The organism is Mesorhizobium sp. WSM4829 (assembly GCF_055811475.1).
This window is the reverse complement of record NZ_JBVVQJ010000012.1, coordinates 14,974-39,658: the sequence shown is the minus strand read 5'-3', so window position 1 is coordinate 39,658 and position 24,685 is coordinate 14,974. Positions and strand designations below refer to the sequence as shown.

26 protein-coding genes are annotated in these 24,685 nt (G+C 63.6%); 13 read left to right on the top strand and 13 right to left on the bottom strand.

Going from position 1 to position 24,685, the window contains the following annotated elements; all coding sequences use genetic code 11:
- Window positions 1-136 precede the first annotated feature (136 nt).
- Window positions 137-910 (top strand): HpcH/HpaI aldolase family protein, encoded by a 774-nt coding sequence (locus AC0L17_RS13975; protein WP_473516258.1) that lies wholly within the window; start codon window positions 137-139, stop codon window positions 908-910.
- On the opposite strand, the gene AC0L17_RS13970 is transcribed toward AC0L17_RS13975, so the two are convergent.
- Complete coding sequence (locus AC0L17_RS13970; RefSeq protein ID WP_473516257.1) at window positions 907-1,455, bottom strand: RBBP9/YdeN family alpha/beta hydrolase; 549 nt, start codon at window positions 1,453-1,455, stop codon at window positions 907-909. The two genes, AC0L17_RS13975 and AC0L17_RS13970, sit on opposite strands and share 4 nt — an antisense overlap.
- A 305-nt stretch (window positions 1,456-1,760) precedes the next feature.
- On the opposite strand from AC0L17_RS13970, the gene AC0L17_RS13965 reads away from it, so the two are divergent.
- Complete coding sequence (locus AC0L17_RS13965; protein WP_473516256.1) at window positions 1,761-2,573, top strand: VOC family protein; 813 nt, start codon at window positions 1,761-1,763, stop codon at window positions 2,571-2,573.
- Between the two features lie 178 nt (window positions 2,574-2,751).
- Here the strand turns inward: AC0L17_RS13965 and purB are convergent, their stop codons facing one another.
- The 3 genes from purB to AC0L17_RS13950 are packed head-to-tail and all read right to left on the bottom strand — an operon-like array spanning window position 2,752 to window position 5,359.
- Complete coding sequence (gene purB / locus AC0L17_RS13960) at window positions 2,752-4,059, bottom strand: adenylosuccinate lyase (RefSeq protein WP_473516255.1); 1,308 nt, start codon at window positions 4,057-4,059, stop codon at window positions 2,752-2,754.
- A 59-nt stretch (window positions 4,060-4,118) separates the two neighbouring features.
- On the bottom strand, window positions 4,119-4,637 hold the full coding sequence (locus tag AC0L17_RS13955; protein WP_473516254.1) for a hypothetical protein: 519 nt from the start codon (window positions 4,635-4,637) through the stop codon (window positions 4,119-4,121).
- A complete protein-coding gene (locus AC0L17_RS13950; RefSeq protein ID WP_473516253.1) occupies window positions 4,634-5,359 on the bottom strand; it encodes a DUF2259 domain-containing protein in 726 nt (241 codons plus the stop codon). The genes AC0L17_RS13955 and AC0L17_RS13950 overlap by 4 nt, the downstream gene beginning before the upstream one ends.
- A gap of 144 nt (window positions 5,360-5,503) precedes the next feature.
- On the opposite strand from AC0L17_RS13950, the gene AC0L17_RS13945 reads away from it, so the two are divergent.
- A complete protein-coding gene (locus tag AC0L17_RS13945) occupies window positions 5,504-5,758 on the top strand; it encodes a DUF2171 domain-containing protein (RefSeq protein ID WP_128246624.1) in 255 nt (84 codons plus the stop codon).
- Window positions 5,759-5,781: 23 nt separating this feature from the next.
- Here the strand turns inward: AC0L17_RS13945 and AC0L17_RS13940 are convergent, their stop codons facing one another.
- Together AC0L17_RS13940 and AC0L17_RS13935 are read right to left on the bottom strand one after the other, a co-directional pair.
- Window positions 5,782-6,783 carry a P1 family peptidase gene (locus AC0L17_RS13940; RefSeq protein WP_473516338.1) on the bottom strand — a complete coding sequence of 334 codons (1,002 nt, stop codon included), beginning with the start codon at window positions 6,781-6,783 and terminating at the stop codon, window positions 5,782-5,784.
- The gene (locus AC0L17_RS13935; protein WP_473516252.1) at window positions 6,783-7,862 is read right to left on the bottom strand and encodes a branched-chain amino acid ABC transporter substrate-binding protein; all 1,080 of its coding nucleotides are present in this window, start codon (window positions 7,860-7,862) and stop codon (window positions 6,783-6,785) included. Before AC0L17_RS13935 ends, AC0L17_RS13940 begins: the two co-directional genes overlap by 1 nt.
- A gap of 191 nt (window positions 7,863-8,053) precedes the next feature.
- On the opposite strand from AC0L17_RS13935, the gene AC0L17_RS13930 reads away from it, so the two are divergent.
- Genes AC0L17_RS13930 through AC0L17_RS13900 form a run of 7 tightly spaced genes read left to right on the top strand, consistent with a single transcriptional unit; the run spans window position 8,054 to window position 14,377 of the window.
- Window positions 8,054-8,548 carry a flavin reductase gene (locus tag AC0L17_RS13930; protein ID WP_473516251.1) on the top strand — a complete coding sequence of 165 codons (495 nt, stop codon included), beginning with the start codon at window positions 8,054-8,056 and terminating at the stop codon, window positions 8,546-8,548.
- Window positions 8,549-8,581: 33 nt separating this feature from the next.
- Window positions 8,582-9,511 (top strand): AAA family ATPase, encoded by a 930-nt coding sequence (locus AC0L17_RS13925; protein WP_473516250.1) that lies wholly within the window; start codon window positions 8,582-8,584, stop codon window positions 9,509-9,511.
- Between the two features lie 4 nt (window positions 9,512-9,515).
- On the top strand, window positions 9,516-10,766 hold the full coding sequence (locus AC0L17_RS13920; protein ID WP_473516249.1) for a vWA domain-containing protein: 1,251 nt from the start codon (window positions 9,516-9,518) through the stop codon (window positions 10,764-10,766).
- Window positions 10,767-10,794: 28 nt separating this feature from the next.
- Window positions 10,795-11,133 (top strand): XdhC family protein, encoded by a 339-nt coding sequence (locus AC0L17_RS13915; RefSeq protein WP_027154201.1) that lies wholly within the window; start codon window positions 10,795-10,797, stop codon window positions 11,131-11,133.
- A gap of 9 nt (window positions 11,134-11,142) precedes the next feature.
- Window positions 11,143-11,847 (top strand): XdhC family protein, encoded by a 705-nt coding sequence (locus tag AC0L17_RS13910; protein ID WP_473516248.1) that lies wholly within the window; start codon window positions 11,143-11,145, stop codon window positions 11,845-11,847.
- Window positions 11,844-13,466 carry an NTP transferase domain-containing protein gene (locus tag AC0L17_RS13905; RefSeq protein WP_473516247.1) on the top strand — a complete coding sequence of 541 codons (1,623 nt, stop codon included), beginning with the start codon at window positions 11,844-11,846 and terminating at the stop codon, window positions 13,464-13,466. The genes AC0L17_RS13910 and AC0L17_RS13905 overlap by 4 nt, the downstream gene beginning before the upstream one ends.
- Before the next feature lie 32 nt (window positions 13,467-13,498).
- Complete coding sequence (locus tag AC0L17_RS13900) at window positions 13,499-14,377, top strand: alpha/beta hydrolase family protein (RefSeq protein WP_473516246.1); 879 nt, start codon at window positions 13,499-13,501, stop codon at window positions 14,375-14,377.
- Here the strand turns inward: AC0L17_RS13900 and AC0L17_RS13895 are convergent.
- Window positions 14,374-15,423 (bottom strand): DUF1176 domain-containing protein, encoded by a 1,050-nt coding sequence (locus tag AC0L17_RS13895; RefSeq protein WP_473516245.1) that lies wholly within the window; start codon window positions 15,421-15,423, stop codon window positions 14,374-14,376. The two genes, AC0L17_RS13900 and AC0L17_RS13895, sit on opposite strands and share 4 nt — an antisense overlap.
- Window positions 15,424-15,547: 124 nt before the next feature.
- Here AC0L17_RS13895 and AC0L17_RS13890 point away from each other — a divergent pair, with 124 nt between their 5' ends.
- Window positions 15,548-16,054: a DUF1993 domain-containing protein gene (locus AC0L17_RS13890; protein WP_473516244.1), complete on the top strand. Its 507-nt coding sequence runs from the start codon at window positions 15,548-15,550 to the stop codon at window positions 16,052-16,054.
- A 45-nt stretch (window positions 16,055-16,099) separates the two neighbouring features.
- On the opposite strand, the gene AC0L17_RS13885 is transcribed toward AC0L17_RS13890, so the two are convergent.
- On the bottom strand, window positions 16,100-16,264 hold the full coding sequence (locus AC0L17_RS13885) for a hypothetical protein (protein ID WP_095489547.1): 165 nt from the start codon (window positions 16,262-16,264) through the stop codon (window positions 16,100-16,102).
- Between the two features lie 246 nt (window positions 16,265-16,510).
- On the opposite strand from AC0L17_RS13885, the gene AC0L17_RS13880 reads away from it, so the two are divergent.
- Entirely contained in the window at window positions 16,511-17,578 is a 1,068-nt protein-coding gene (locus AC0L17_RS13880; RefSeq protein ID WP_473516243.1) for an aldo/keto reductase, read from the top strand.
- A 60-nt stretch (window positions 17,579-17,638) separates the two neighbouring features.
- Window positions 17,639-18,904: a cysteine desulfurase-like protein gene (locus tag AC0L17_RS13875; RefSeq protein ID WP_473516242.1), complete on the top strand. Its 1,266-nt coding sequence runs from the start codon at window positions 17,639-17,641 to the stop codon at window positions 18,902-18,904.
- A gap of 18 nt (window positions 18,905-18,922) precedes the next feature.
- Here AC0L17_RS13875 and AC0L17_RS13870 read toward each other — a convergent pair whose 3' ends face one another.
- The 5 genes from AC0L17_RS13870 to AC0L17_RS13850 form a co-directional block, all read right to left on the bottom strand.
- Entirely contained in the window at window positions 18,923-19,954 is a 1,032-nt protein-coding gene (locus AC0L17_RS13870) for a histone deacetylase family protein (protein WP_473516241.1), read from the bottom strand.
- A 9-nt stretch (window positions 19,955-19,963) separates the two neighbouring features.
- A complete protein-coding gene (locus AC0L17_RS13865) occupies window positions 19,964-20,467 on the bottom strand; it encodes a GNAT family N-acetyltransferase (protein ID WP_473516240.1) in 504 nt (167 codons plus the stop codon).
- A 202-nt stretch (window positions 20,468-20,669) separates the two neighbouring features.
- Window positions 20,670-21,599: a 3,5-dioxohexanoate:acetyl-CoA acetone transferase gene (gene kce, locus AC0L17_RS13860; protein WP_473516239.1), complete on the bottom strand. Its 930-nt coding sequence runs from the start codon at window positions 21,597-21,599 to the stop codon at window positions 20,670-20,672.
- 3 nt (window positions 21,600-21,602) lie between these two features.
- On the bottom strand, window positions 21,603-22,982 hold the full coding sequence (locus tag AC0L17_RS13855) for an aminotransferase family protein (protein ID WP_473516238.1): 1,380 nt from the start codon (window positions 22,980-22,982) through the stop codon (window positions 21,603-21,605).
- A 1-nt stretch (window position 22,983) separates the two neighbouring features.
- Window positions 22,984-24,624: a N,N-dimethylformamidase beta subunit family domain-containing protein gene (locus AC0L17_RS13850; protein WP_473516237.1), complete on the bottom strand. Its 1,641-nt coding sequence runs from the start codon at window positions 24,622-24,624 to the stop codon at window positions 22,984-22,986.
- Window positions 24,625-24,685: the final 61 nt, after the last annotated feature.

The following is a 24,685-nucleotide window of genomic DNA, read 5'->3' as shown; positions in this document are numbered from 1 at the left end:
CAGCTGTTTCCGGCTGAACTGCATTAGAGTGACGTGCATCCATTCGGAAAGTACGCTCTAAAACTTTGACTCCTCGCGTCGGGCCGACTTTGTCGGCGATTTTGGGCCGATGCGAGGTCGAATAAGGAAGGCGCCCATGTCCCTCAAGTCACGCCTTGCGGCCGATGAAACCTTGTGCACCGCATGGTCCGGCGTGCCTGATGCCCTGACGGTCGAGATTCTTGCCAGACAGGGTTTCGATGCCGTCACCCTCGACATGCAGCATGGCGGACATCATGAGGACAGCGTGCTGCGCGGCCTTGCGCCGGTGCTGGCCGCCAGCAAACCGGCGCTGGTGCGTATTCCGGTCGGCCGCTTCGACATGGCCAGCCGCGCGCTCGATTTCGGCGCCGAGGCGGTGATTGCGCCGATGGTGAATTCGGTGGCGGACGCCAGGCTGTTCGCTGCCGCCATGAAGTATCCGCCGCTCGGCGAGCGCTCCTGGGGCCCGACTTATGCCTTTCCGCGTCATGGCAAGGGCGACTATGCCGACTGGCTGCGCGACAGCAACGCGCGCACCATGGCCTTCGCCATGGTCGAAACGCGCGCCGCGCTCGATGCACTCGACGGCATCCTCGATACGCCGGGTATCGACGGCATCTTCCTCGGGCCATCGGATTTTTCGATTGCCTGGTCGAACGGCGCCGCCGTCAACTCGACGCTCGAAAGCATGATGGAAACAGTCGCCTCGATCGCCGAGCGGACGCGCAAGGCCGGCAAGCATGCCGCGATCTACGTCATCGAGCCGGCCATCGCCGGCCGCGTGGTGTCGATGGGCTACCGGCTGCTGGCGATGGGCTCCGAGCACGCGTTGATCGGGCTGGGCGCAAAAACCCTGCTGAAGAGCGTGAGGGACTCGATAGGCCCCTAAAGGTCCGTCAGGAATTTCGCAAAAGTGATCGAGCCTTCCGGCCACGGGCCGAAGCCGGCATCGGCGTTGAGATGTCCGGCCTCGCCGGCGTCGATGAACAGCGAGCCCCAGGCGCCGGCAATGTCCTCGGCCACCTCGAAGGTGCAGAACGGGTCGTTGCGGCTGGCGATCACCACCGAGGGAAATGCCAGCGGCTCGCGCGGATATGGTCCGAAGGTCATCAGGTGCCTGGGTTTTATCTCTGGGTTGGCGACGTCGGGCGGCGCCACGAAGAAGGCTCCGGCGACCGGACGCTGGAACTGCGGCATTGCCTGAATCACGGCAGCGACGCCGAGTGAGTGCGCGACGACGACGACCGGTCGCTCGGCCTCGTTGACCGCCTTTGCCACGCTCGCCGTCCAGTCTTCGCGCACTGGCTTCGACCATTCCGCCTGCTCGACGCGCCGCGCCGTCGACAATTTCGATTGCCAGCGGCTCTGCCAATGGTCGGGACCGGAATTGGTGTAGCCCGGCACGATGAGAATGTCTGCGTCCCTGACTTTCATGGCGCGCATGTAGCGAGGGACACGGTTTCGTGCAACCGCGCATGATCCCAAAAAGTGTGAAGCGGTTTTTGAACAAGATCATGCGCAACTGGGTCTGATCACTTTGCGATTGCTCATAATTGTGAACACCATGTTCGCTTCTTGGCGTCTTGTGTGAACGATCAAGAACGACGATCTGTCATCGGGAAAAGATACAGCCGTGTACATGAGACCCAGGATTTGGAACTGACACGATGTACGATGGTAGGTGGCGCCGGGCTCCTGGTTTTGGGGATCTCGTGAAGGCCGGCCAAACGGAGACTTTGATGAGCGAATTGCCTTTTGCCGCTACAACCCCGGTCAGCGTTGCCCGCGTCGGGCTGCGGGCGCGAGATGCCGAAAGCTTGGCCGCTTACTATCGCGATGTCATCGGGCTGCAGGAACTGAGCCGCACCGGTGGCACGATCACGCTGGGCGCCGCCAATCGTCCCTTGCTCGACATCGAGGCGGATGCAGCGGCGAAGCCCGACGATCCGCGCAGCGCCGGCCTGTTTCACACTGCCTTCCTGCTGCCCAGCCGGGCCGACCTCGGGCGCTGGATCAACCATGCCATCGCCAACAAGATCGGCATCGAAGGCGCATCGGACCATCTGGTCAGCGAGGCACTTTACCTGACCGATCCTGAAGGCAACGGCATCGAGATCTACGCCGACCGCCGCCATGAGGACTGGAAGTGGAATGGTGACAAGATAGCGATGGCGACCGAACGGCTCAACATTTCGTCGGTCGTCGCCGACGTGCCGGCCGGCGATGCCGCCTGGCCGGGCATGCCGGACAACAGCATCATCGGCCATGTCCATCTGCGCGTCGGACGGCCGGAAGACGCCGAGGCCTGGTGGCACCAGGAATTCGGCTTCGATACCATGGCGAAATATGGTGGCGCGGCGGTGTTCCTGTCATCAGGCGGCTACCATCACCACATCGGCGCCAATTCGTGGCAGAGCGCCGGCGCCGGCCGTCGCGATCCTTCCCGGTGCGGCCTCGCCTGGGTCGAAATGCGGTCCGACAATGTGACTGATGCAACGACCCGCGAGGACCCATGGGGAACGGTGATCAGGACCGTTCCAGGCAAGGCTTGATTATTCGAACCTGACGGTGCGGCGAGGTCGATGCCGTCTTACCTTCTCCCCTTGTTTGTGGGAGAAGGTGGCCGTCCACGGGTCTTGCCTTCGGCAAGCCCGAGGACAGGCTCCGCGGTCCGATGAGGGGTGCTCCAGCTTGAAACCATCGGCTGGGACCGGTCAAAACCGCGTGGCCTCACGCTTCTCCGAACACCCGCTTGAAGATCGTGTCGACATGCTTGGTATGATAGCCAAGGTCGAATTTTTCACGAATTTCGGCCTCGGGCAAGGCTGCGGTGACCTCCTTGTCGGCCAAAAGTTCCTCAAGGAAATCAGCGCCTTGCTCCCATACCTTCATGGCGTTTCGCTGCACCAGCCGGTAGGCGTCCTCACGGCTGACGCCGGCCTGGGTCAGCGCCAGCAGCACACGCTGCGAATGCACGAGGCCGCGGAACTTGTTCATGTTCTTCAGCATGTTGTCGGGATAGACGAGCAATCTGTCGATGACACTGGTCAGCCGCGATAGCGCGAAATCGAGCGTAACGGTCGCATCCGGGCCAATCATGCGCTCGACCGACGAATGCGAAATGTCGCGCTCGTGCCAGAGCGCCACATTCTCCATCGCCGGCAGCGCGAACGAACGCACCATGCGGGCAAGCCCGGTGAGGTTTTCGGTAAGCACCGGGTTACGCTTGTGCGGCATCGCTGACGAGCCCTTTTGCCCGGGCGAAAAATACTCTTCTGCCTCCAGCACCTCGGTGCGCTGCAGATGGCGGATTTCTGTCGCCAGCCGTTCGATCGACGAGGCGATGACAGCGAGCGTCGCAAAGAACATCGCATGGCGGTCGCGCGGGATCACCTGCGTCGACACCGGCTCCGGCTTCAATCCGAGTTGCTTCGCCACATGCTCTTCGACATAGGGATCGATATTGGCGAAGGTGCCGACTGCACCTGATATGGCGCATGTCGCAATATCCTCGCGCGCGTGCACCAACCGCTCGCGGCAGCGCGAGAATTCGGCATAGGCCTGCGCCAGCTTGACGCCGAAGGTGGTCGGCTCGGCATGGATGCCGTGGCTGCGACCGATGGTGACGGTGTCCTTGTGTTCGAAGGCGCGGCGCTTGAGCGCCGCAAGCAGGCCGTCGATGTCGGCCAGAAGGATGTCGCTGGCGCGGGTGAGCTGCACGGCAAAGCAGGTGTCGAGAACGTCCGAGGAGGTCATGCCCTGATGAATGAAGCGGGCGTCCGGACCGACGAATTCGCCGAGGTGGGTGAGGAAGGCGATGACGTCGTGCTTGGTGACGCGCTCGATCTCGTCGATCGCATCGACGTCGAACTTGGCGGCCCCGCCTTTTTCCCAGATGGTTTTGGCGGCCTCCTTCGGGATCACGCCGAGCTCGGCCAGCGCGTCGCAAGCATAGGCCTCGATCTCGAACCAGATGCGGAACCGGGTTTCGGGCGACCAGATGGCCACCATATCCGGCCGGGAGTAGCGAGGGATCATCGGTCAGTCCTGACTTGCGAGGGCGTTCGCCCGCGTCCTAACAGAGGCAAACAAAATGCTCAACGCTGCTGCCGCGCAAACCAGATGCTGGCGAGAGCAAGCGCGATGAAACCGAGCGGAAAATAAAGCCGGATGCCCAGCACGATGAATTGATAGAACGCCGTTGCCATGGTGTGCACGAACTGGATGGACCAGCCAATGGTCAGTGCAGGTTCATGCCACTGGGCATAGTAGGAACGGTATTGCAGCGCAAAGAGCCCACCGGTGAAGCCGATCGTGGTGGCAAGAAGGCAGACAAACGCGGCCGCCAAGGCTACTTGCCAATGCCGCCCGAGCGAGACGAGCCGCGCCAGGAACAGGCCAACCGGAAATGCGAGCGCACCGCCCGCCGCATAGAGCAACGAGACGAAGCGGATATTTGCCGGGGTCACCCAGTCGTCCAGCAGCAGATTGACAAGTGCGCTGGCGCCCATCGCGGCGGCCCACAGCAGGGCGCCGCAAACTGCGGCGGACGGCGACGGCAAGGCCTTGCGGATGCGATCCAGGACGCCGTTGCGTAGGGCGGGGAGCGACGTCACAGCCGGCCGGTCACCGCGATCCAGCGATAGTCAGGCCCTTCGAAGCCGTACTGGCGCACCGCGATCAGCACGGCATAGGCGCTGAGGCCCTGCATGGAAAATGTCTGCACCGCGCCGATTCGATAGCCGTTCGGGCAGCCTCTGCTTTTGGGGATCGACTTGTCCTCGTGCAGGAGTTCAGTCTTGCCGCCGCCTTTCGCTTCGATGCGCAAAAGCCGAAAGCCGTTGATCTCGCCAAGGTTTTGGCAGGTTTCGGTATCGTTCATGCCGATCTCGTCGAGTCGGAACTCGAGCGGATCATCGACCGGCGAAAAGATCGGCCGCGGGTTGACCACCATGCGGAACGGATCGGCCGAAAGCTCGGTTACCGGGTTGGAGCCGGCGGTAATGCCGCGATTCGCCGTCAATTCCGCCTGTTTGATGATAGCTTCACCTTTCTGCCGGGCTGCAAGGCGCGCCGCGTCGAGCGTTGCGTTCTCGTCGTCAAGCCGCACCCTGATCGGCGTACCCTTGAGAAAACTGTCGTCGGCGGTGTTGATGTAATAGCGATTGGCATAGGGAAACCCCGACCCGTCCTGGACACCGTACTCCTCGAAGGCGAAGGCGCCGCCATCCCCGGTGAAGCCGAGGATTTCAAGCTCGGCAACATCGCCGGCATCGGCGGCGAGCGAAGTTGCAAACTGGGCAAGGAGGGACACAGCAAACAGGACGAGAATTCGCATCGGACTTCCGTTTGAGCAGCCAGCGTTGTTTCGATCACTATCACGACATCGTCAAAACGTCGTGTCCTCTGAGACGCAACCCGATGCATCCAATCGTGCCGTCATTTGTTTATGTTGGCAGCTTGAAATGGAGAACAACCCACAATGACCGATGCAGCCAGCATTCGCGAACATATGGAAGTGATCGGCGCCGACGGCGTCCATGTCGGCACTGTCGACAAGGTTGAGGGACACCGAATCAAGCTGACCAAGCGCGACAGCGGCGAGGGCGCCCACAGAGGGCATCACCACTTCATTCCGCTCAGCCTCGTAGCCGAAGTCGAGGGCCAGAAAGTCCGGCTGTCGGCAAATTCGGATGTCGCGGTCACGTTCGAGGAGGAAAAATCCGATCCCACCTGATGACGGGCCACGGCAGCCCGCATTCAACGCGACGACCAGACCGGAAACAGGTCGCCATCGGCGGGCGTCGCGGCAAAGACGCCGCGGCTGATGGCGCGCGCCATGGTGGCGCCGGCCGCGGCGTAAAGCTCGATGGCGTCGTTGGGCGCGAGCTCGATGCCGCTCTTGCCGGTCGCCAGCGCGAAAACCAGATCGCCGTCGGCCGGCGTATGTGTCGGCCAAATGGCGCGCACGAAGCCGTCATGCGCTGATATCGCCAGGCGTTTTGCGGCGGCCTTGGTGAGAAGGGCGTCCGTGGCGATGACGGCGATGGTCGTGTTGCCTCCGACGTGCTTGTCGCGAAATTTCAGCAGGATCCTTTTCGCGTCCTTCGGCATCGGCGCGGGATAACCAAGCCCGCCGAACTCGTCGCCGATCTCGAAGGGCGCTGCCCAGAAGTGCCTGCTTCGGGCGATCGTCACCGAGCCGGTCGGATTGACGGCGACGAGTGCGCCGATGGTGACGCCGCTGTCGAGCATCGTCGAGGCCGATCCGAGGCCGCCCTTGAGGCCGGAACTCAGGGCACCGGTGCCCGCGCCGACCGTGCCGAGCGGAAAATCGATGCCGACTGCCTGTGCCGCCTCATAGCCGAGATCACGGTAGGGCGGATAGCGGCCCCAGTCCTTGTCGCCGCCGTTGCGCAGGTCGAACAGGATCGCCGCCGGCACGATCGGCACGCGAAAGCCGCCGACCTCCACGCCGATGCCGTTTTCGCGCAGTGCCGCCTGCACGCCGGAGGCGGCATCGAGGCCGTAAGCCGAGCCACCCGAAAGCACCACGGCATGGATCGCCTCGATCGAATTGTGCGGCTCGAGCAGGTCGGTCTCGCGGGTGCCCGGCGCACCGCCCAGGATCTGCACACCGGCCACTGCCGGCTCGTCGCAGACGATGGTGGTCACCCCGGACTTCAGCCTCGCATCGGAAGCGTTGCCGACACGCAGGCCGGCGACATCGGTGATGAGATTGCGCGGCCCGGTGCGAAACATCATTTGGCCTCCGCCGGCACGAAATTTGCGCCGTTGAAACGGAAGACCCGATAAAGGTTTTCGGTCAAGTCGCCCTTGCCGTCAAAGCGGATCGGCCCGATCGCGGTACTGAAGTCATGCGCGGCGAGCGCATCGGCCAGTGGCCTGCCGGAGGTTTCGGCCGTCGCCGCCTTGGCGATCTCGACCGCCGCATAGGCCGGCAGCGTGTAGCCCTCCGGCACGATCTTTTGTGCGGCAAAGCTTTCGAGCACCTCGGAGTCGGCGACATCGGCCCATTCGGGCGGCGCAAACATCAGCGTGCCCGGGGCATAAGGCACGTCGCCGGGCGCTGTGCGCAGCGCTTCGCCGCCGGCAAAAATGATGCCGACGTCGAGCTGGCCGGCGTCGCGGCCCATGATGGCGATGTCTTCGCCGTCGCCGCCGGCAAAGACATGCGTTGCGCCGGCCTTCCTTAGCCGCCCGATCAGCCCGATCTGGTTGTCGAGCTGCGGCCTGAATGTGTCGACGAACACCGGTTTCAGCGCCGCCTGCTCGGCTGCCGCCCGAAGCGTCTCGGCGATTTCGCGGCCGTAAATCGTGCCGTCGTCGATGATGGCGAACAGCTCGTTCTGCCATTGACGGGTGAGATTGAAGGCGACGGCGTTCCGCTCGTCATCGCCGCGCGGCCCGAGCCGAAAGATCGGCCAGCCGGTCTTGGCGCGCCGGTCGGTCAGGCTTTCGGTGCGCACGCCGACGGTGATGACCGGTATGTTGGCGTCCTTCAGGATCGGCAGTGCCGCCTCGATCGCCTCGGTGCAGAGGAAGCCGACGACCACGCCGACCTTCGCCGCAACGAATTCCCTCGCTGCGGCAGCCCCGCCATCGGCCGTACAGGCGTCGTCGACAACCTTGAGTTGAGCGCTGTTCGCCGCTGCTGCCAGGCCGGCGCCCGCCTCGATCTGCTTGCCGAGGGTCGCCGACGGCCCGGACAGTGGTGCCGCGACACCGACCAGCAGCGTCTCAGCGTTCGCATCACCGGCGAGAGACAGCCAGGCCAGCACCGCTATTGTCGTTGTCGTGCCTATTGTCCGGGGTCTCATGCGAGCGAAGAATTCCTCCGCGCCGGTCGCGTGTTTGCCGGCGCCACTTCCTGCCAAGACCTAAAGGCTGGTCAGCTTTCACGCAACACGCGAAATTCAGGATGCATGTCAACCACTTCGCTTGTGGCATGCAATATGCCGCCATATATAACGGTTGGGTTCATCTCGCTTCAAACCAATGGAAATCGCCGGTGCTGAAGAAGAACGACATAGGGCCGCAGGCCTATCGCGACGCGATGGCCCATTTTGCCGGCCACGTCCATGTGGTCACCACCGATGGTACCGCCGGCAGGCGGGGTGCGACTGTCATTGCAGCCTGTTCGGTGTCGGACTCGCCGCCGACCATTCTGGTCTGCCTCAATCGCGAAAATCCCAAGAACGAGCCGTTCGTGAAGAATGGCAGGTTCGCCTTGAACGCGCTGGCTTCGGACCAGGAGGCGCTGTCGGTCGGCTTTTCCGGCCTCACCGGCCTGCCTGTCGAGGAACGCTTCGCGCTCGGCGAGTGGGATATGATCTCGACCGGTGCGCCGACACTGAAGGGCGCGCTTGCCGTGTTCGACTGCGAACTGATCGATACCAAGGATCTGGCCACCCACCGTGTGCTTTTTGGCAAGGTGACAGGCCTGCGTATCGGCGATAATTTGCGGCCGCTGATCTATCACGACCGCGGCTATCACGCTCTGTAGAGGCTCTGGATGGGCCGCACGCACGGAGAGAGAATGACCGGGTTGAACCCACGCCCTACGCCGCGGACGATCGATGAGACGCTCGATCTCCTGACCGGTGCGGACTATGTGGCGGACCGGTCGCTGGCGACTGTGCTGTTCTTGTCGCTGCGCATGAAACGGCCGCTGTTCCTCGAGGGCGAGGCCGGCGTCGGCAAGACCGAGATCGCCAAGGTGCTGGCGCAAGCGCTCGGCCGCAGGCTGATCCGCCTGCAATGCTATGAAGGCCTTGATGTCTCTTCGGCCGTCTACGAGTGGAATTACGCCGCGCAGATGATCGAGATCCGCATGGAGGAGGCGGCCGGCAAGGTTGACCGCTCCGACATGGAGCGCAACGTCTTTTCCGAAAAATACCTGATCCGCCGCCCGGTGCTCGAGGCGCTGACCGGCAAGGCCGGCGCCGCCCCGGTCTTCCTGATCGACGAGCTCGACCGCACCGATGAGGCCTTCGAGGCGTTCCTGCTCGAAATCCTCTCCGACTTCCAGGTCACGGTGCCCGAGCTCGGCACGATCAAGGCGGAGGAGCCGCCGATCGTCATCATCACCACCAACCGCACCAGAGAGATCCACGACGCGCTGAAGCGGCGCTGCCTCTATCACTGGGTCGATTACCCGAATGCCGAGCGCGAGCTGGAAATCGTGCGCCGGAAAGTGCCGCAGGCCAACAGCCGGCTGTCGGCCGAGGTGGTTTCGTTCATCCAGAAGCTGCGCCAGATCGAACTGTTCAAGGTGCCGGGTGTGGCCGAGACCATCGACTGGGCCGGCGCGCTGACCGAACTCGACAAGGTGGCGCTCGATCCGGAAACCGTTTCCGACACGATCGGCGTGCTGCTGAAATACCAGGACGACATTGCCCGTATCGAGCAGGGCGAAAGCCGGCGCATCCTCAACGAGGTGAAGGCCGAGCTTTCGGCGGCGGAGTAGGGCGATGGCAACGCTGCGTCCCGAACCGAAAGAGGCCACGCCGGACGGGCGGATCGCCGATAACATCGTCTATTTCGCCCGCACCTTGCGCAAGGCCGGCATGCGGGTCGGCCCGGCCTCGGTCAAGGATGCCATCGAGGCGGTGCTGGCCGCCGGCATCGGTTCCCGCGACGATTTCTACTGGACGCTGCATGCCGTGCTGGTATCGCGGCACGAAGATCACCCCACCTTTGACGAAACCTTCCGGCTGTTCTGGAAATCGCACGAGCTGATCGAAAAGATGCTGGCGATGTTTTCGCCGGTGGCGCCTGATATCAGAGAGAAGCAAAAGCCGCGGGCTGCGGAAAACCGCGTCAGCCAGGCGATGTTCGAGGGCCACCTGAAGAACCAGCCGGCGCAGGAAATCCCCGAGATCGAGGTCGACGCCCGCTTCACATTTTCCGGCAACGAGGTGCTGAGGGGCAAGGATTTTGCCCAGATGAACGCCGCCGAGATGATCGACGCCAAGAAGGCGATCGCCGAGTTGCGGCTGCCCTTCGACATGGTCAGGACACGCCGCTTCAAGTCTAATGCGCATGGTCGCCGTATTGATCCGCGCGCCATGATGCGTTCCGCTGCGCGCACCGGCGGCGAATTGATCCTGCCGAAATTCCGTTCAGCCCGCGAGGTTCACCCGCCGCTGGTCGTGCTTGCCGATATTTCCGGTTCGATGAGCCAGTACACGCGCATCTTCCTGCATTTTCTGCATGCGCTGACCGAAAAGCGCCGGCGCGTGCACGCCTTCGTTTTCGGCACCAGGCTGACAAATCTGACGCGGCAGATGCGCCATCGCGATCCAGACGCAGCACTCGCCGACTGTTCGGCGGCGGTGATGGACTGGTCGGGCGGCACCCGCATCGGCGATACGATGGGCGAATTCAACCGGCTGTGGTCGCGGCGTGTGCTGGGGCAGGGTGCGGTGGTTCTCCTGATCACCGACGGGCTGGAGCGCGACGACGTTGCCGGCCTGTCGGAGGAAATGGAGCGCCTGCGCAAATCCTGCCGGCGGCTGATCTGGCTGAACCCGCTGCTGCGCTTCGACGGCTTCGAAGCGCGCGCCCGCGGCGTCAAGGCGATGCTGCCGCATGTCGACGAATTCCGCTCGGTGCACAATCTCGATGCGCTCGCCGACCTGTGCGCGTCGCTGGACAAGACTTCGGCGCGCTCCGTCGACCCACGCAGATGGATTGAGGGTGGCGCGAGAGACGCCGCATAGTCATATGTTTTCTCCGGGAGAAACGGTGATGGAAAACAGCATTTATCTCGATGAGGCCCGCGATCCGCTGATCATCGCGGAAGGCTGGATGAAAGACGGCAAGGATGTCGCCATTGCCACCGTGGTCGAGACCTGGGGCTCGGCGCCGCGCCCGGTCGGCAGCCACCTTGTCATCGACGCGGACGGCAATTTCCACGGCTCCGTCTCTGGTGGCTGCGTCGAAGGCGCGGTGGTCACCGAGGCGGTCGACGTCATCGACAGCGGCAAGGCCAAGATGCTGGAGTTCGGCGTCGCCGACGAAACCGCCTGGCAGGTCGGCCTATCCTGCGGTGGTCGCATCAAGGTCTATGTCGAGCGATTGGGTTAGGCCAGCACTATGGATCCGTATGCGCTGAAAACACTCAACGCCGAACGCCGAGCCCGACGCGCGGTAATCCTGGTCACCGATCTCGGCGATGGCCGCGATCGCATCGTGCGGGAGGGCGATCAGGTCGCCGGTGAATTGGGCGCTGCGATCGCCAAGGCGTTTCGATCAGGCAATTCCGGGTCGGTCGAGGCGGAAGGGCGAACCTTCTTCCTCAACGCCCATCTGCCGCAGCCGCGCCTGGTGGTGATCGGCGCAGTCCATATCAGCCAGGCACTGGCGCCGATGGCCAGGATCGCCGGCTACCCCGTGGAGATCGTCGATCCGCGCACGGCCTTTGCCACCGCAGACCGCTTTCCCGATGTCGCGCTGCATGCCGAATGGCCGGTGGATATCCTGAAGCGCCAGCCGCTCGACAGCTTTACGGCGCTGGCCGCCGTCACCCATGATCCGAAGATCGACGATTTCGCGCTGAAGGCGGCGCTCGACGCCAACTGCTTCTATGTCGGGGCGCTCGGCAGCCGCAAGACCCATGCGAAGCGGGTCGAACGCCTGCTGGCATTGGGCGCGACCGCCGACCAGATCGCGCGCATCCACGCGCCGATCGGTCTCGACATCGGTGCGGCGAGCCCGGCCGAAATAGCTGTGGCGGTGTTGGCGCAAGCGATCCAGGCGTTTCGTTCGCGTGGCCTCGAATCCAAGGACGCGGTGGCGTGAAGTTTGGGCCAATCCCCGTAGATACGGCCGAAGGCGCAGTGCTGGCGCATGCCACCACGGCCGGAGAACGGCGCTTGCGCAAGGCACACAGGCTGAGCGCCGACGACGTGTCGGTGCTCAGGGCCGCAGGGATTTCGGAGGTTGTCGCGGCTGTTCTTGCTCCCGATGATTTGAGCGAGGACGCTGCCGCCGAAAAGATCGCCGAAAGCATGATCCATCGCAATGTCGAGGCGAAGCCCGCCGCGACCGGCCGGGTTAATCTGCACGCCCGGGCGGCCGGTATCTTCACGGTCGATGCCGCGATGATCAACGCCATCAACGCCGTCGATCCGACCATCACCATCGCCACGCTGGCGGAGCACGCACCGGTCGAAAATGGCCAGATGGTCGCAACCGTGAAGATCATTCCCTTCGCCGTTGCTTCCGCCCTGGTCGATGCGGTGGCAAGGATCTGCGCCAGCGGCGAGATCTTTGCCGTCAATGCCTATCAGCCGGTGCGTGTCGGCGTCATCCAGACGGTTCTGCCCGGCATCAAGCCGAGTGTGCTCGACAAGACGTTGCGGGTCACCGAAGCCCGTCTGGCGCGCTCGGGTGGCCGGCTGACGACCGAGCGCCGCACGCCACACGACGCTGGCGCCGTTGCGGAGGCTGCGGGCTCGCTGGCGCGTGACAACGATATTGTGGTGATCTTCGGCGCATCGGCGATGAGCGATTTTGGCGACGTCATCCCGGCAGCGATCGAGAAGGCCGGCGGCACCGTCACTCGCGCCGGCATGCCGGTCGATCCCGGAAATCTCCTGGTGCTCGGCGCGCTTGCCGGCAAGCGCGTCATCGGCGCGCCGGGCTGCGCCCGCAGCCCCAAGGAGAACGGCTTCGACTGGGTTCTCGACAGGTTGATCGCCGGTCTCGACGTGACGGCCAAGGATATTGCCGGCATGGGTGTCGGCGGTCTGTTGATGGAAATCCCGACTAGGCCACAGCCGCGCGAGCCGCTGCCGGCGCCAAAGTCTGAGAGTGCCGAGTTGAAGGTCGATATCGTGCTGCTGGCCGCCGGCCGCTCCAGCCGCATGGGCGGCCCGAACAAGCTGCTGGCACTGTTCGACGGCCAGCCGCTGGTGCGCCGCAGCGCCGAGCGCGCGCTCGGCTCCAAAGCTTCGGGCACCGTCGTCGTCACCGGCCATCAGCGCGAGCGTGTACGCGCCGCGTTGTCGGGACTGGATGTGACTTTCGCTGATAATCCGGATTTCGCCGAGGGCCTGTCGTCATCGCTGAAGGCCGGTATCGCGCGGGTCAGCGGCGATGCTGCCGGCGCCATGATCGTGCTTGGCGACATGCCTGGCATCGCGTCAGCCGACCTCGACAGGCTGATCGATGCATTCCGCAAATTCGAGGGCCGATCGGTCGTGCGCGCCTCGCATGAGGGAAAGCGAGGCAACCCTGTGTTGCTGCCGCGTTCGCTGTTTGCGGCGATCGCTCATCTCGAAGGCGATACCGGCGCGCGCCATCTGGTCGAGGGCGAGGGGCTCGATGTCATCGATGTCGAGATCGGCAGGGCAGCGTCCATCGATGTCGACACCCCCGAGACGCTGGAAGGCGCCGGCGGCGTGCTGCAGGATTGACAAACCGGGGCCGAAAAACGCATGCCTGAGGGATGGCTATTCGAACTGTCCTATGCGCTCTACTGACTTCAATATTTTTCCTGTTTTCTTGCGCTGCTTACGCTGACGTTCTCAAGCCCTTCAAAGACGATCTGTTCGCCTATCCGGCCATCCTCTCGTCCGACGGTGCCTATACAGTCGTCGACTATCGCGAGCTGCGCGATATCAACGCCCGCGACAAAGTGCCGGAGCGCCGCGCGCAGGCGCAGTATGTCGACACCGGTGTGCGCAAGGTGCAGCAGGATCTGCTGCTGAAGACCGACGCCGGCAATATCCGCCACGTCGCCGTCGGTCGCACACAAGGCGCCGGCGTCATCGTGCTCTATCTCCACGGGCAGGGCGGCAGCCGCAAGCAGGGCGTCGACGATTTCACCTTCGGCGGCAATTTCAACCGCATCAAGAACCTGATGGCCGGCAATGGTGGCCTCTATCTGTCGCCGGACTTCTCCGATTTCGGCGACACAGGTGCGGCCCAGATCGCCGCGCTGATCGGCCACTATGCCGAACGGTCGCCGGGCGCGAAGATCTTCGTCGCCTGCGGCTCGATGGGCGGCGCACTGTGCTGGAAGCTGGCCGTCCGCAAGGATACTGGCGGCCGCATCGGCGGGCTGCTGCTGCTCGGTTCGCTGTGGGATGAAAGTTTCTTCTCGAGCCCGGCCTTCAAGCGCCGTGTTCCGGTCTTCTTTGGCCAGGGCAGCAAGGACCCGGTGTTTCCAGTCGAGAAACAGGAGGCCTTCTTCCGTGCGATCCTGGCCAAATCGAAGACCTATCCGGCTCACTTTGTCCGCTTCGAGACCGGCACGCACGGTACGCCGATCCGCATGACCGACTGGCGCGGCACGCTCAACTGGATGCTGTCGAAGGCCCCTTAAGGCGGTGTGTTGTAGTCCACGACCGTCTGCGGGTTGATCTCGCCGTCATAGGAGGCGTCGACATCGTACTGCACCAGCGAGAAATTGCCGTTGCGAAACAGATACGTGCCGGCCGACGCGGCATCGCCGACACCGCGCCACTTGTTGAGCGACGAGATCGTCTTGGTGGCGTCGTCATATTCGGAATTGACCAGCTGGTCGTCGGTCTGGAAGCCGGTGACGTTGATCGCCTCGACCTTGCCTTCGCTATCGTTGTTCTCATAGTGGATATCGAGTTCCGGCGAGGCGAACTGCAGCTGCCGGACGCCTGACACATCGTCGTAGACATAGTAGACGGCACTCTCATTGTAGGCAGCCATCGAGCAGAAGAAACGAAACAGCCGCGTCTCGCGTTCGGGCTGATCGGCCTCGGCGCCGGCGTCCTTGTAGCGCAGGGAGTAGGCGTCCGGCTCTGCCAAGGGCTCGCCGCCAGGCATTTCCTTGTCGCACTGGTCGCCATAAGTGGCCGCAAACGCCTTCTTGGCCTGCTCCAGCGCCGCATCCTTCTTCGGCGGCGGCGGTGCGTCGCCGCAGCTTGCCGGCACGGCGTCCTCGAATTCGGCCTTGGACGGTTTCAGCGCGCCCTTGTCGATGAAGATCGGGCGGAATGGTGGTTCCTGGATCGAGGCGTTGACCTGGCGCAGGGTGTAGCAGCCGGCAAATACATTTTCGCTGCCGTCCTTGGCTGTCGCCCGGATGGCGACCGGAACATTGTAATAGATGCTGCCGGCCGCACCGTCTTCGGACACGCCACCGGTTTTGACCTCGACCCTTTCGGTGCCGTCATAGCCCTTGACGAAGGCGTCGAAATCCTGGACCGGCTTGGTATCGCCGAAATAGTCCCAGGCGCGCGCGAATTCTTGCCGGTTGATGGCGCTGTAGAACGAGCGGATGACCGCTTCGGCGTCCGACCTGTCGTCGACATAAGGCGCTTCGGCGGCGAGCACCGGTTGGCCTGTCACGGCAAGGGAGAAAAAAGCGGTCGCTGCAAAAAGGGCGCTTCTCATCGGGAATCTCCACCGGATGGGAAATCCTATCATAGCGATTGCGGCGACGCGGTGACGCTTGAAGAATCGCTGGCGGAGGCGCTAGCTGCCGCCGTCGGCGTTCCCGCCGGGATAGGAGAGTCTCGTGACCATATCGATGTACGAAGCGTCCGTGCCGGTGTTTTCGGCCAGGTTGAAGGCGCTATCCAACGTGCTGAACATCGCCGAGCAGAATGCGCTCGAACGCAAGATCGATCCGCAGGTGTTTTTGGCGTCGAGGCTGGCGCCGGACATGTATGCGTTGACCAGGCAGGTGCAGATCGCCACCGACCACGCCAAGGGCGCGCCGTCGCGGCTTGCCGGTCGCGAGGTGCCGAAGTATGAAGACAATGAGGCGAGCTTTGCCGATCTCCAGGCGCGCGTCGCCAAGACCGTCGACCTTCTGGCGACATTCTCGGCTGCCGATATGGACGGCTCCGATGACAGAATGATCGAGCTGAAGCTTGGCCAGCGCGAATTCTCGATGGCCGGCATGCAGTATCTGCTGCATGTCGCCATGCCCAATTTCTATTTCCACGTGACCACGGCCTACGACATCCTGCGCCACAATGGCGTGCCGCTGAGCAAGGCGATTTTCATGGGATCGCGTTGAAGAACGGGCGAGGGAGATATCCCGGTCGAGCCGGGATATCCGTGACTAACGTGAGGACATTTCGCGGGCGACACGCGGAAAATCGGCTGGTTTGATGCCGATGTCGGCCCGGTCGGCATTGCTCATCGAATGAAGCAGCGCCAGAGCCGCGCGGTAGCGCAGACGTTCCTGCGGACGCGGACGGGCGAACATTTCAGTGAGGAAACCCATGATTCAAGCCCCTGGTTGGTCCTCCCAAGCCCCAATATATAGGCAAACAATGACAATTGTGCAGTGCAGCATTAGCATGGCAGCCATGCCGCCCTGATTTTTTGACGTCGCCGAGCGCCCCGCTTCGGCCTCTCGGAAAAGCCGCTGGCCACTGGCGGCAGGGTTGGAGACAGCCCGCGCATTCCTGTATGCTGCGGCTTCCTTCCCGCGCAGCCGCGCAAAAGAGTTCCCGCCGGAGAAACTACCATGCAAAAACGCCGCCTTGGTCGGACCGACCTTCTTGTTTCCCAGATTTGCCTGGGATCGATGACCTGGGGCCAGCAGAACACCCAGGCGGATGGCCACGCCCAGATGGATTTGGCATTTTCGCGCGGCGTCAACTTCATCGATACTGCCGAGCTCTACCCGATCCCGCCCAAGGCGGAGACGCAAGGCTGGACCGAAAAGATCATCGGCAGCTGGATGAGGGCAAAGGGCAACCGCGACCAGGTGATCCTCGCCTCAAAAGTGGTTGGCCGCACCGCCAACACATGGTTTCGCGGCGATCGCCCGTCGAAGCTGGTGCGCGCCGACATCTTCGATGCCGTCGAAAAGTCGCTGACCAGGCTCAACACCGATTATCTCGACCTTTATCAGATCCATTGGCCGGAACGGGAGGTGCCATGGGGCGCCAATCCGAACCGCGTCGGCGCCGTGCCGCTGCGGGCCGACTCCGCCGGTGCACCGGGCGGCGAGACGCCGATTCCCGAGACGCTCGCCGTCTTCGACGAATTGGTGAAGGCCGGAAAAATCCGCCATTTCGGCCTGTCGAACGAGAGTTCGTGGGGCGTCATGCGGTTCGTCGGCGAAGCCGACAAAGGCGTCGGCCCGCGCCTGGCGACGCTGCAGAACGCCTATAATTTCGTCAACCGCGGCTTCGAGGTGAACCTTGCGGAGGTCTGCGAGCGCGAACAGGTTTCCCTGCTCGCCTATTCACCGCTGGCGCAAGGCTACCTAACCGGCAAATACGACCATGGCGCGCGGCCGCAAGGCTCGCGTTCTCAGCGTTTCAACCGCGGCCAGCGCTACGAGACGCCCAATGCCGCGGAGGCGCAGCTCCAGTATAACGAACTGGCGCGCACTTTCGGCATGGAGCCGGCATTGTTTGCCAACGCTTATGTCACGAGCCGGCCCTTCGTCACTTCGAGCATCATCGGCGCGACGACCCTTCCGCAGCTCGAAATGGCGCTGTCTTCCGCCGATGTCGTCTGGACCGAGGACATGCAGAAGGCGGTCGATGCAATCCACCAGCGTGTCGGCAACCCGTGTCCGTGAGCTGCTTTCCGGCTCTGTTAGGTGTGATTGCCAAACGATTTCAGTAGGGAGGGGGAAAAAGTGAATTTTCCGATTGAGGTCGTGCGCGAGAAATTTCCGGCACTGTCGCTGACCGACAAGGGCCGTCGCCGCATCTATCTCGACAACCCTGCCGGCACGCAGGTGCCGCAGGCGGTCGCAGACGCGGTGTCACGCTGCCTGCTGACAACAAACGCCAATCTCGGCGGCTTCTTCGAAACCACGATCGCGGCGCAACAGATCGTCGATGACGCCCATGCGGCGATGGCCGATTTCCTCGGTGCTGCAAGCCCGCAGGAAATCATCATCGGCGCCAACATGACGACGCTGACCTACCACATGTCGCGCACCCTCGGCCGCACGATGAAACCCGGTGACGAGATCATCCTCACCCGTATGGACCACGAGGGCAACGTTTCGCCGTGGCTGCAGCTCGCCGAAGATCTTGGCCTTGTCGTGCGCTGGCTGGCTTTCAATGAGCAGAGCTGGCAGATCGAGGAGGCGGCGCTTGCTGCGCTGCTCACCGGCAGGACGCGGCTTGTCGCCTTGAACTACGCCAGCAATCTGACCGGCTCGATCAACCGGGTGAAGGCGCTGACCCGCATCGCCAGGCAGGCGGGCGCGCTGGTCTATGTCGACGCCGTGCAGTTCGCGCCGCACGGTCTGATCGACGTCAGGGATCTCGGCTGCGATTTCCTGGCCTGCTCGGCCTATAAATTCTTCGGGCCGCACATGGGCATAGTGTGGGGCCGGCTGGATGTCATCGACGCGCTGAAACCCTACAAATGCCGCTGTTCGTCCAATGCTCTGCCGGAGCGGTTCGAGCTCGGCACGCCGCAGATCGAGCTGATGGCCGGACTGGCAGCCGCGGTCGATTATTTTGCGGAACTGGGCGCCGCCGCCGGTAAGGATGGTTCGCGACGTGCTAGGATAGTCAACGCGTTTGAAATTTCAATTGCTTACGAGAACAGGCTGACGCAAAAGTTGATCGATGGCCTGTCGGCCATTTCAGGCCTGACCATCCACGGCATCACCGAGTCGGCGCGTGTCGGCGAGCGCGTGCCGACGGTCTCGTTCACTGTCAACGGCATCGTGCCGGAGACGATCGTGCGGCAGATGAATGCGGAAAACATCTTCCTGTGGTCCGGCCACAACTACGCCTGGGAGATCGTCCACCAGCTTGGCATTCCGGCCGAGCAGGGGGTCGTGCGCATCGGCATCGCCCACTACAATACGGCGGCCGAAATCGATGAGACGCTGGAGAGCGTGCACCGCGTTATCGCGATGCTGCGACAGGAGCGATCCTGACACGGCATCCGGCTGATATTAGCGTTTCTTGCCGCCGCTGAACCCGGTGAGGAAGGCAGTAAGATTGTCGCCGAGTTCGTCGCTGAGATAGCCGCCTTCCTGGACGATGACCGTCGGCAGGCCACAACCGGCGATGGCTTCGCCGATGCGCGAGAAGCCTGGCGTCGTTACCGTCAGTCCGCCGAACGGATCGCCCTCGAAGGCGTCGAGACCGAGCGCCACGACAAGCGCTTCCGGCGCAAAGGCGCGGATGCGCTGGAACGCCATGTCGAGTGCTTCCAGGAACGCGGCATCGCCGGATTTGCGCGCCAGCGGCAGGTTAAGATTGTAGCCGAGACCAGGCCCTTCGCCGCGTTCGTCGGCATGACCCCAGAAGAACGGATAGAAGCGCACCGGATTGGCATGCAGCGAGACGGTGAGCACGTCCGGCCGGGCATAGAAAATGCCTTGCGTGCCGTTGCCGTGATGCAGGTCGACGTCGAGGATCGCCACCCGCGCAGCTTGCCTGCGCAGCACCTGCGTCGCGACCGCCGAATTGTTGATGAAGCAGAAGCCGCCGGCGACGTCGGCGAAGGCGTGATGGCCGGGCGGACGGCACAGCGCATAGGCAGCCGGCGCGCCCGCCATTACCGCGTCGGCGGCCTCGACCGCGCTCCAGGCGCTCCACAGCGCGCTCCGCCAGGTCTCGCCGGAGATCGGGCAAGCGGTATCGGCCATGTGGTAGCCGGCCTGGCCGACCGCCGAGGCCGGATAGGAGCCGCCCCGCGCGATCGGATGAATGTTGGGGATGACTTCGGCCGACGCGCCTTCGATTCGCTGCCAGCGCGCGAAGATGTGCTCGAGAAAATCGAGATATTCGGGCGTATGCACAGCGGCAACCGGACCAAGCCCGTGATCTCTCGGCCGTTCGATCGTGCAGCCGGCAGCCTCGGCGCCGGCGAGCAGCCGTTCGACGCGCTCCGGCTTTTCCGGATTGGGCTTTTGGGCGCCGCTGGAGAGGAACGCCTTGGGATCGTGGCGCTTCTGCTCTTCGGCATAAAAGGCTTTCATCTTGGCTCCTCATTCCTCTGGTGCATCGGCGAAGGCAAAGAACGCGTCGCCGACGATTTTTTGCACCTGTTCGTAGCTCGACCAGGCAATCCCCAGCCTTTCATAAAAGGCCTTGGCGGTTTCATTGTCGCTGTCGACGGACAGTCTGAGATAGGCGCCGCCGTCCTTCCGGCATTCCCGGGCGACACGCCGCAGCAGGCGTTCGCCGATCCTGCGGCCGCGAAACCGATCTTCGACATAGAGATCCTGCACATAGACGCCGGGCCGCCCCATCCAGGTCGAGAAGATCGGGAAATGCAGGCACAGGCCGGCAAACTCGCCGCCGACTTCGGCAATCAGAGTCGAGAAGGCAGGTTTTTCGCCAAAGCCATGGGTGCGAAGGTCTTCGGGCGTAGAAGTGATTTCCTGATGCGCGCCGGTATGCGCGCCAAGCCGCAGGATCGCGGCATGGATGGTTTCGACGTCCTCGATGCGGCCGGGGCGGATGAGGACGTTTGTTGATGGCGTAGTCACGACAGGCAGGGCGCCCAGGCACCCCCCTCTGTCCTGCCGGACATCTCCCCCTCAAGGGGGGAGATCGGATGTCCCTGCCGCTTTCGCCAATCGCGAGCGTTGCAGGATGCGCGTGTAGATTGACGCTGCCAATCTCCCCCCTTGAGGGGGAGATGTCCGGCAGGACAGAGGGGGGTGCGACACGCAAACATCTCAGATCGTCTCAAAAAGCCACCCGGTCACCGCCCTTGAGCGCCAGCATCTCGCGCGCCTCAGTGGGCGTGGCGACGTCCAGCGACAGCCCGTCGAGCACGCTGCGGATGCGGCGCACCTGGTCGGCATTAGACTTTGCCAGCTGGCGGCCGTCGTAAAGGCTGTCCTCCAGCCCGACGCGGACATTGCCGCTCATCGCCGCCGCAATCGCAATCATCGGCATCTGGTGGCGCCCGGCGGCCAGCACCGAAAACTGGTAGCTGTCGCCGAACAGTTTGTCGGCGATGCGCTTCATATGGACCAGATTGTCGGGATCGGCGCCGATACCGCCGAGAATGCCGAACACGAACTGGATGAACAGAGGTCCCGACACCAGACCTCGATCGCGAAAATGCGCCAGTGAATAGAGGTGGCCGACATCGTAGCATTCAAATTCGAAGCGTGTGCCGCAGCCCTTTCCAAGTCTTTCGAGCACGGTCTCGATATCGGCAAAGGTGTTTTTGAAGATCGTGTCGCGGGTCGCTTCCAGCAGTTTCGGCTCCCACTCGTGCTGCCACTCCCTTGACCGGTCGAGCATCGGGAACAGCGCGAAATTCATCGAGCCCATGTTGAGCGAGCACATTTCGGGCTCGGCCCTGAGTGGTGCGGCCAGCCGCTGGTCGAGCGTCATCAGCGAGGAGCCGCCGGTGGTGATGTTGATCACCGCTGATGTCGCCTGCTTGATGCGCGGCAGGAACTGCATGAACACATCAGGATCGGCGGTCGGCCGCCCGTCCTTCGGGTCACGGGCGTGAAGATGCAGGATCGAGGCGCCGGCTTCGGCAGCCGCGATCGCCTCTGCGGCGATCTGGTCCGGCGTCACCGGCAGATGCGGCGACATCGACGGCGTGTGCACCGACCCGGTGACGGCGCAGGTGATGATGACTTTTCGCGGCGCCATGGCTCAGCCTTCGACCGGCAGGTCGAGTTCGCCGGCCAGCACCTGCAGCGAGTCACCGATGATGGCGACGATCTCGCCGATCTGCTCGGCCGTGACGATCATCGGCGGCGCCACCATGAAATTGTCGCCATCAACGCCGCCCTTGACCTTTCGCCCATAGATGATCAGGCCGCGCTCATAGGCGAGGTCGAGCAGGCGCTGGGTGGCCTTCTTCGCCGGTGCGATCGGCCGCAGCGTATCGGGGTCGGCGACCATCTCGGCGCCTAGGAGCAGTCCCTTGCCGCGCACGTCGGCGACGAACGGAAACCGCTTGGCCAGGCCCTTCAACTCAGCCATCAAAAGATCGCCCATGCCAGCCGCATTGGCGATCAGGTCGAGACGGTCCATTTCGCCAAGCACGGCGAGCCCGGCGGCGCAGGCGAGCGGATTGCCGGCATAGGTATGGCCATGCTGGAAGCCGCCGGAGGCGAGCAGCGGCTGCACCAGCCGCATGGATGCCGCCAGCGCGCCGAGCGGCGCATAGCCCGAGCCCAGCCCCTTCGACAGCGCGACGATGTCGGGCTTGCAGTCAAAATGGTCGCCGCCGAGGAATTTGCCGGTGCGGCCGGCACCGCTCATCACTTCGTCATGGATGAGCAGGATGCCGTAGCGGTCGCAGATTTCGCGGATGCGCGGATAATAGCTGTCCGGCGCCACCAGCGCCGCGGTGGCAGCGCCGCCGATCGGCTCCATGATGAAGGCGAGCACGCTTTGCGGCCCCTCGGCGAGGATCTTCTCCTCCAGCATGTCGGCGTAGCGGACGCCGCGCTGTTCCATCGAGAGATTGTCGCGGTCGCGCCAGGCGGCCGGCGCCGGCACGGTCGGCATGACCTGCATCATCGGCGCAAAGGTTTCGGCCAGCGCATCGTCGCCGGTGACGGCGAGCGCCCCGAGCGTGCCGCCATGATAGGATGGAAAGCGCGTGATCACCTTCCAGCGGCTGGCCCGTCCGGTGGCGACAGCCCATTGCCGCGCCAGCTTGACGCAGGATTCCGTCGCTTCCGAACCGCCCGAGACAAAGAAGATCCGGTCCAGGCCTTCGGGCAGCTTTCCGGCCAACTCCCGTGCCAGGTCCTCGGCCGGCTCGTTCTCGAAATGCAGCCGGTAGGCGAAGGTGGCGCGATCCATCTGCCGCTTCATCGCATCGAGTACGTTGCGGTTGGAATGACCGATATTGGCGACCATCGGTCCGCTCGACCCGTCGATGAAGCGGCGGCCGTCCTGCGTCCAGATGTAGATGCCTTCGGCGCGGTCGACCAGCGGCCGGCGCAGGCTGGACAGATAGAACAGATGCGACGGCAGGCGCGTCTCGGTATCCGGGGCAGGGGTCTGGGACTTCAGCATGTCAGGATTTTCCGAGATAGCGGTCGAGTACATTCCTGGTGACACGCTCGACCATCGCGTCCTGCCTTAGCAGGCCGGCGACCCATTCGCAGCTTCCGGCGTGGAACACCTCGCCGTTGCCGCGCCGGAAATTGACGATCATGCCGTTGCCGCGCTTGACCTTTTCGAGATTGGCGTCGCTCGCCTCGCCGAACAGCGCTTCGGCGGTGAAGCGTCCATCCTCGTCGCCGAGAAACTGGTGCTCGAACGGGATGTCGGCGCTCTCCTCGACTTGCGCAGCCATGCCGACCGCAAGGATTTCCAGCCCATCCGGCGCGCCGCTGTCGGGCGTCGGGTAGGGCAGGCCGCCGTGGATCTCGTGGTCGAGCCCGTCGACCTCGTAGCCATAGACATGGCTGTCGGCGCCGAGCAGGTCGCCGTAATAGATGCCTGTGCCGGCGAATGCCCAATGCTCAGGCCGGTAGACCGGAAAGCCGCGCACGCCGCGCGGTGCGCAACCGCCCCAGCCGGCGTAGATGCCCCTGGTCGCATTGAGCCCGAAGGTCGTCGCACCCGGCCGGCCGATTTCCGGTGCTTCCCAGGAGTTGGTGGCGCGGGTCACGTCGCCGCCGCGATAGACCGGATCCTCGGCGCGGGCGCGGTATTTGTAGCAGACCTGACGGCGCCCCTCATCCTCCAGTCTGGTCTGCCACATGAAATTGCCGGCGAAGCGCGCCGCATGGCCGCCGCGCTCGACATAGGCGTCGACAGCGTCGCGCATCTCCCAGGTCCAGTATTCGTCATGGCCGACGAAGATGACGCAGTCATAGCCGTCGAGGATTTCGGGCGAGAAATGCAATTCGTGCTGGCTGGCAAGGTCGACCGCATAGCCGGCGCGTTCGGCAAAACGAAAGAAGTGGCTGTCATAGCTTGCCCAGCCGGACGAGGCGTATTTCTTCGACTGGCCGGTGGCGAAGGCCCATTCCATATGCGGATAGCGCGGCACGGTTTTGGGCGGCACGGCGACTTCGAGCGGCACGCGCGGCGCCTCCTTCGGCAGGATAACAAAGCCGCGGCACCATGGCCGCTGCGTCGACACGATTGGGGCATACTGGTCGCGGTTCGGGCCGGTGATGCCTTCGTAATGATTGGAGCCGCCCCAGGTGTTGTAGGCAAGCCAGGTGCCGGTGGCTGCGACCTGCAGCACACCACCCCGTTTCTTGCCGGGCTGCGGGGTAACGATGAAAAGATGGAGGCAGCGGATCGGCTTGCCGTCGCGGCCATCCGCCGTCAGCGCGACGCGATAGGCCCCGGACGGCCAGTCGTCGCCGACGCGAAATTCAAACGAAGCGTCCCAGCCGCAGCCCACGACCGAACATTGGTCGGGCGTATCCTGCCAGCGCGCCGCGATCCCAGACGTCTCGAACATTTTCGTTTCGGTGCCGCCGTCGCGGACGATCGCCATGCTGAAGCTGGAGGCTGTAGAGCTTACATGCAGCACCACCGTCTCGCCCCGGCGGTATGAGAAACGGTCGCTGTAGCACCAGATCTCGCCATGTTCGCCGTCCATGCCCGGCCACTCCCAGTAGTGGCCGCGCACCGCTTGCCGGCGCTGGTGGGGCGTCAGTCCGAAATCGGGGAACTCGGTCGGCAAGTCAGTCATGGCTACCGGCATGATCGAAGATCGCCATTTCGGCCATCTGCTCGGCAAGCGTCAATCGGAA

Excerpts from the sequence above, each read along its gene's own strand:
- AC0L17_RS13975 (WP_473516258.1), top strand. The coding sequence starts at position 137 with ATGTCCCTCAAGTCACGCCTTGCGGCCGATGAAACCTTGTGCACCGCA.
- AC0L17_RS13970 (WP_473516257.1), bottom strand. The coding sequence starts at position 1,455 with ATGAAAGTCAGGGACGCAGACATTCTCATCGTGCCGGGCTACACCAAT.
- AC0L17_RS13965 (WP_473516256.1), top strand. The coding sequence starts at position 1,761 with ATGAGCGAATTGCCTTTTGCCGCTACAACCCCGGTCAGCGTTGCCCGC.
- purB (WP_473516255.1), bottom strand. The coding sequence starts at position 4,059 with ATGATCCCTCGCTACTCCCGGCCGGATATGGTGGCCATCTGGTCGCCC.
- AC0L17_RS13950 (WP_473516253.1), bottom strand. The coding sequence starts at position 5,359 with ATGCGAATTCTCGTCCTGTTTGCTGTGTCCCTCCTTGCCCAGTTTGCA.
- AC0L17_RS13945 (WP_128246624.1), top strand. The coding sequence starts at position 5,504 with ATGACCGATGCAGCCAGCATTCGCGAACATATGGAAGTGATCGGCGCC.
- AC0L17_RS13940 (WP_473516338.1), bottom strand. The coding sequence starts at position 6,783 with ATGTTTCGCACCGGGCCGCGCAATCTCATCACCGATGTCGCCGGCCTG.
- AC0L17_RS13935 (WP_473516252.1), bottom strand. The coding sequence starts at position 7,862 with ATGAGACCCCGGACAATAGGCACGACAACGACAATAGCGGTGCTGGCC.
- AC0L17_RS13925 (WP_473516250.1), top strand. The coding sequence starts at position 8,582 with ATGACCGGGTTGAACCCACGCCCTACGCCGCGGACGATCGATGAGACG.
- AC0L17_RS13920 (WP_473516249.1), top strand. The coding sequence starts at position 9,516 with ATGGCAACGCTGCGTCCCGAACCGAAAGAGGCCACGCCGGACGGGCGG.
- AC0L17_RS13915 (WP_027154201.1), top strand. The coding sequence starts at position 10,795 with ATGGAAAACAGCATTTATCTCGATGAGGCCCGCGATCCGCTGATCATC.
- AC0L17_RS13910 (WP_473516248.1), top strand. The coding sequence starts at position 11,143 with ATGGATCCGTATGCGCTGAAAACACTCAACGCCGAACGCCGAGCCCGA.
- AC0L17_RS13900 (WP_473516246.1), top strand. The coding sequence starts at position 13,499 with ATGGCTATTCGAACTGTCCTATGCGCTCTACTGACTTCAATATTTTTC.
- AC0L17_RS13895 (WP_473516245.1), bottom strand. The coding sequence starts at position 15,423 with ATGAGAAGCGCCCTTTTTGCAGCGACCGCTTTTTTCTCCCTTGCCGTG.
- AC0L17_RS13885 (WP_095489547.1), bottom strand. The coding sequence starts at position 16,264 with ATGGGTTTCCTCACTGAAATGTTCGCCCGTCCGCGTCCGCAGGAACGT.
- AC0L17_RS13880 (WP_473516243.1), top strand. The coding sequence starts at position 16,511 with ATGCAAAAACGCCGCCTTGGTCGGACCGACCTTCTTGTTTCCCAGATT.
- AC0L17_RS13870 (WP_473516241.1), bottom strand. The coding sequence starts at position 19,954 with ATGAAAGCCTTTTATGCCGAAGAGCAGAAGCGCCACGATCCCAAGGCG.
- kce (WP_473516239.1), bottom strand. The coding sequence starts at position 21,599 with ATGGCGCCGCGAAAAGTCATCATCACCTGCGCCGTCACCGGGTCGGTG.
- AC0L17_RS13855 (WP_473516238.1), bottom strand. The coding sequence starts at position 22,982 with ATGCTGAAGTCCCAGACCCCTGCCCCGGATACCGAGACGCGCCTGCCG.
- AC0L17_RS13850 (WP_473516237.1), bottom strand. The coding sequence starts at position 24,624 with ATGACTGACTTGCCGACCGAGTTCCCCGATTTCGGACTGACGCCCCAC.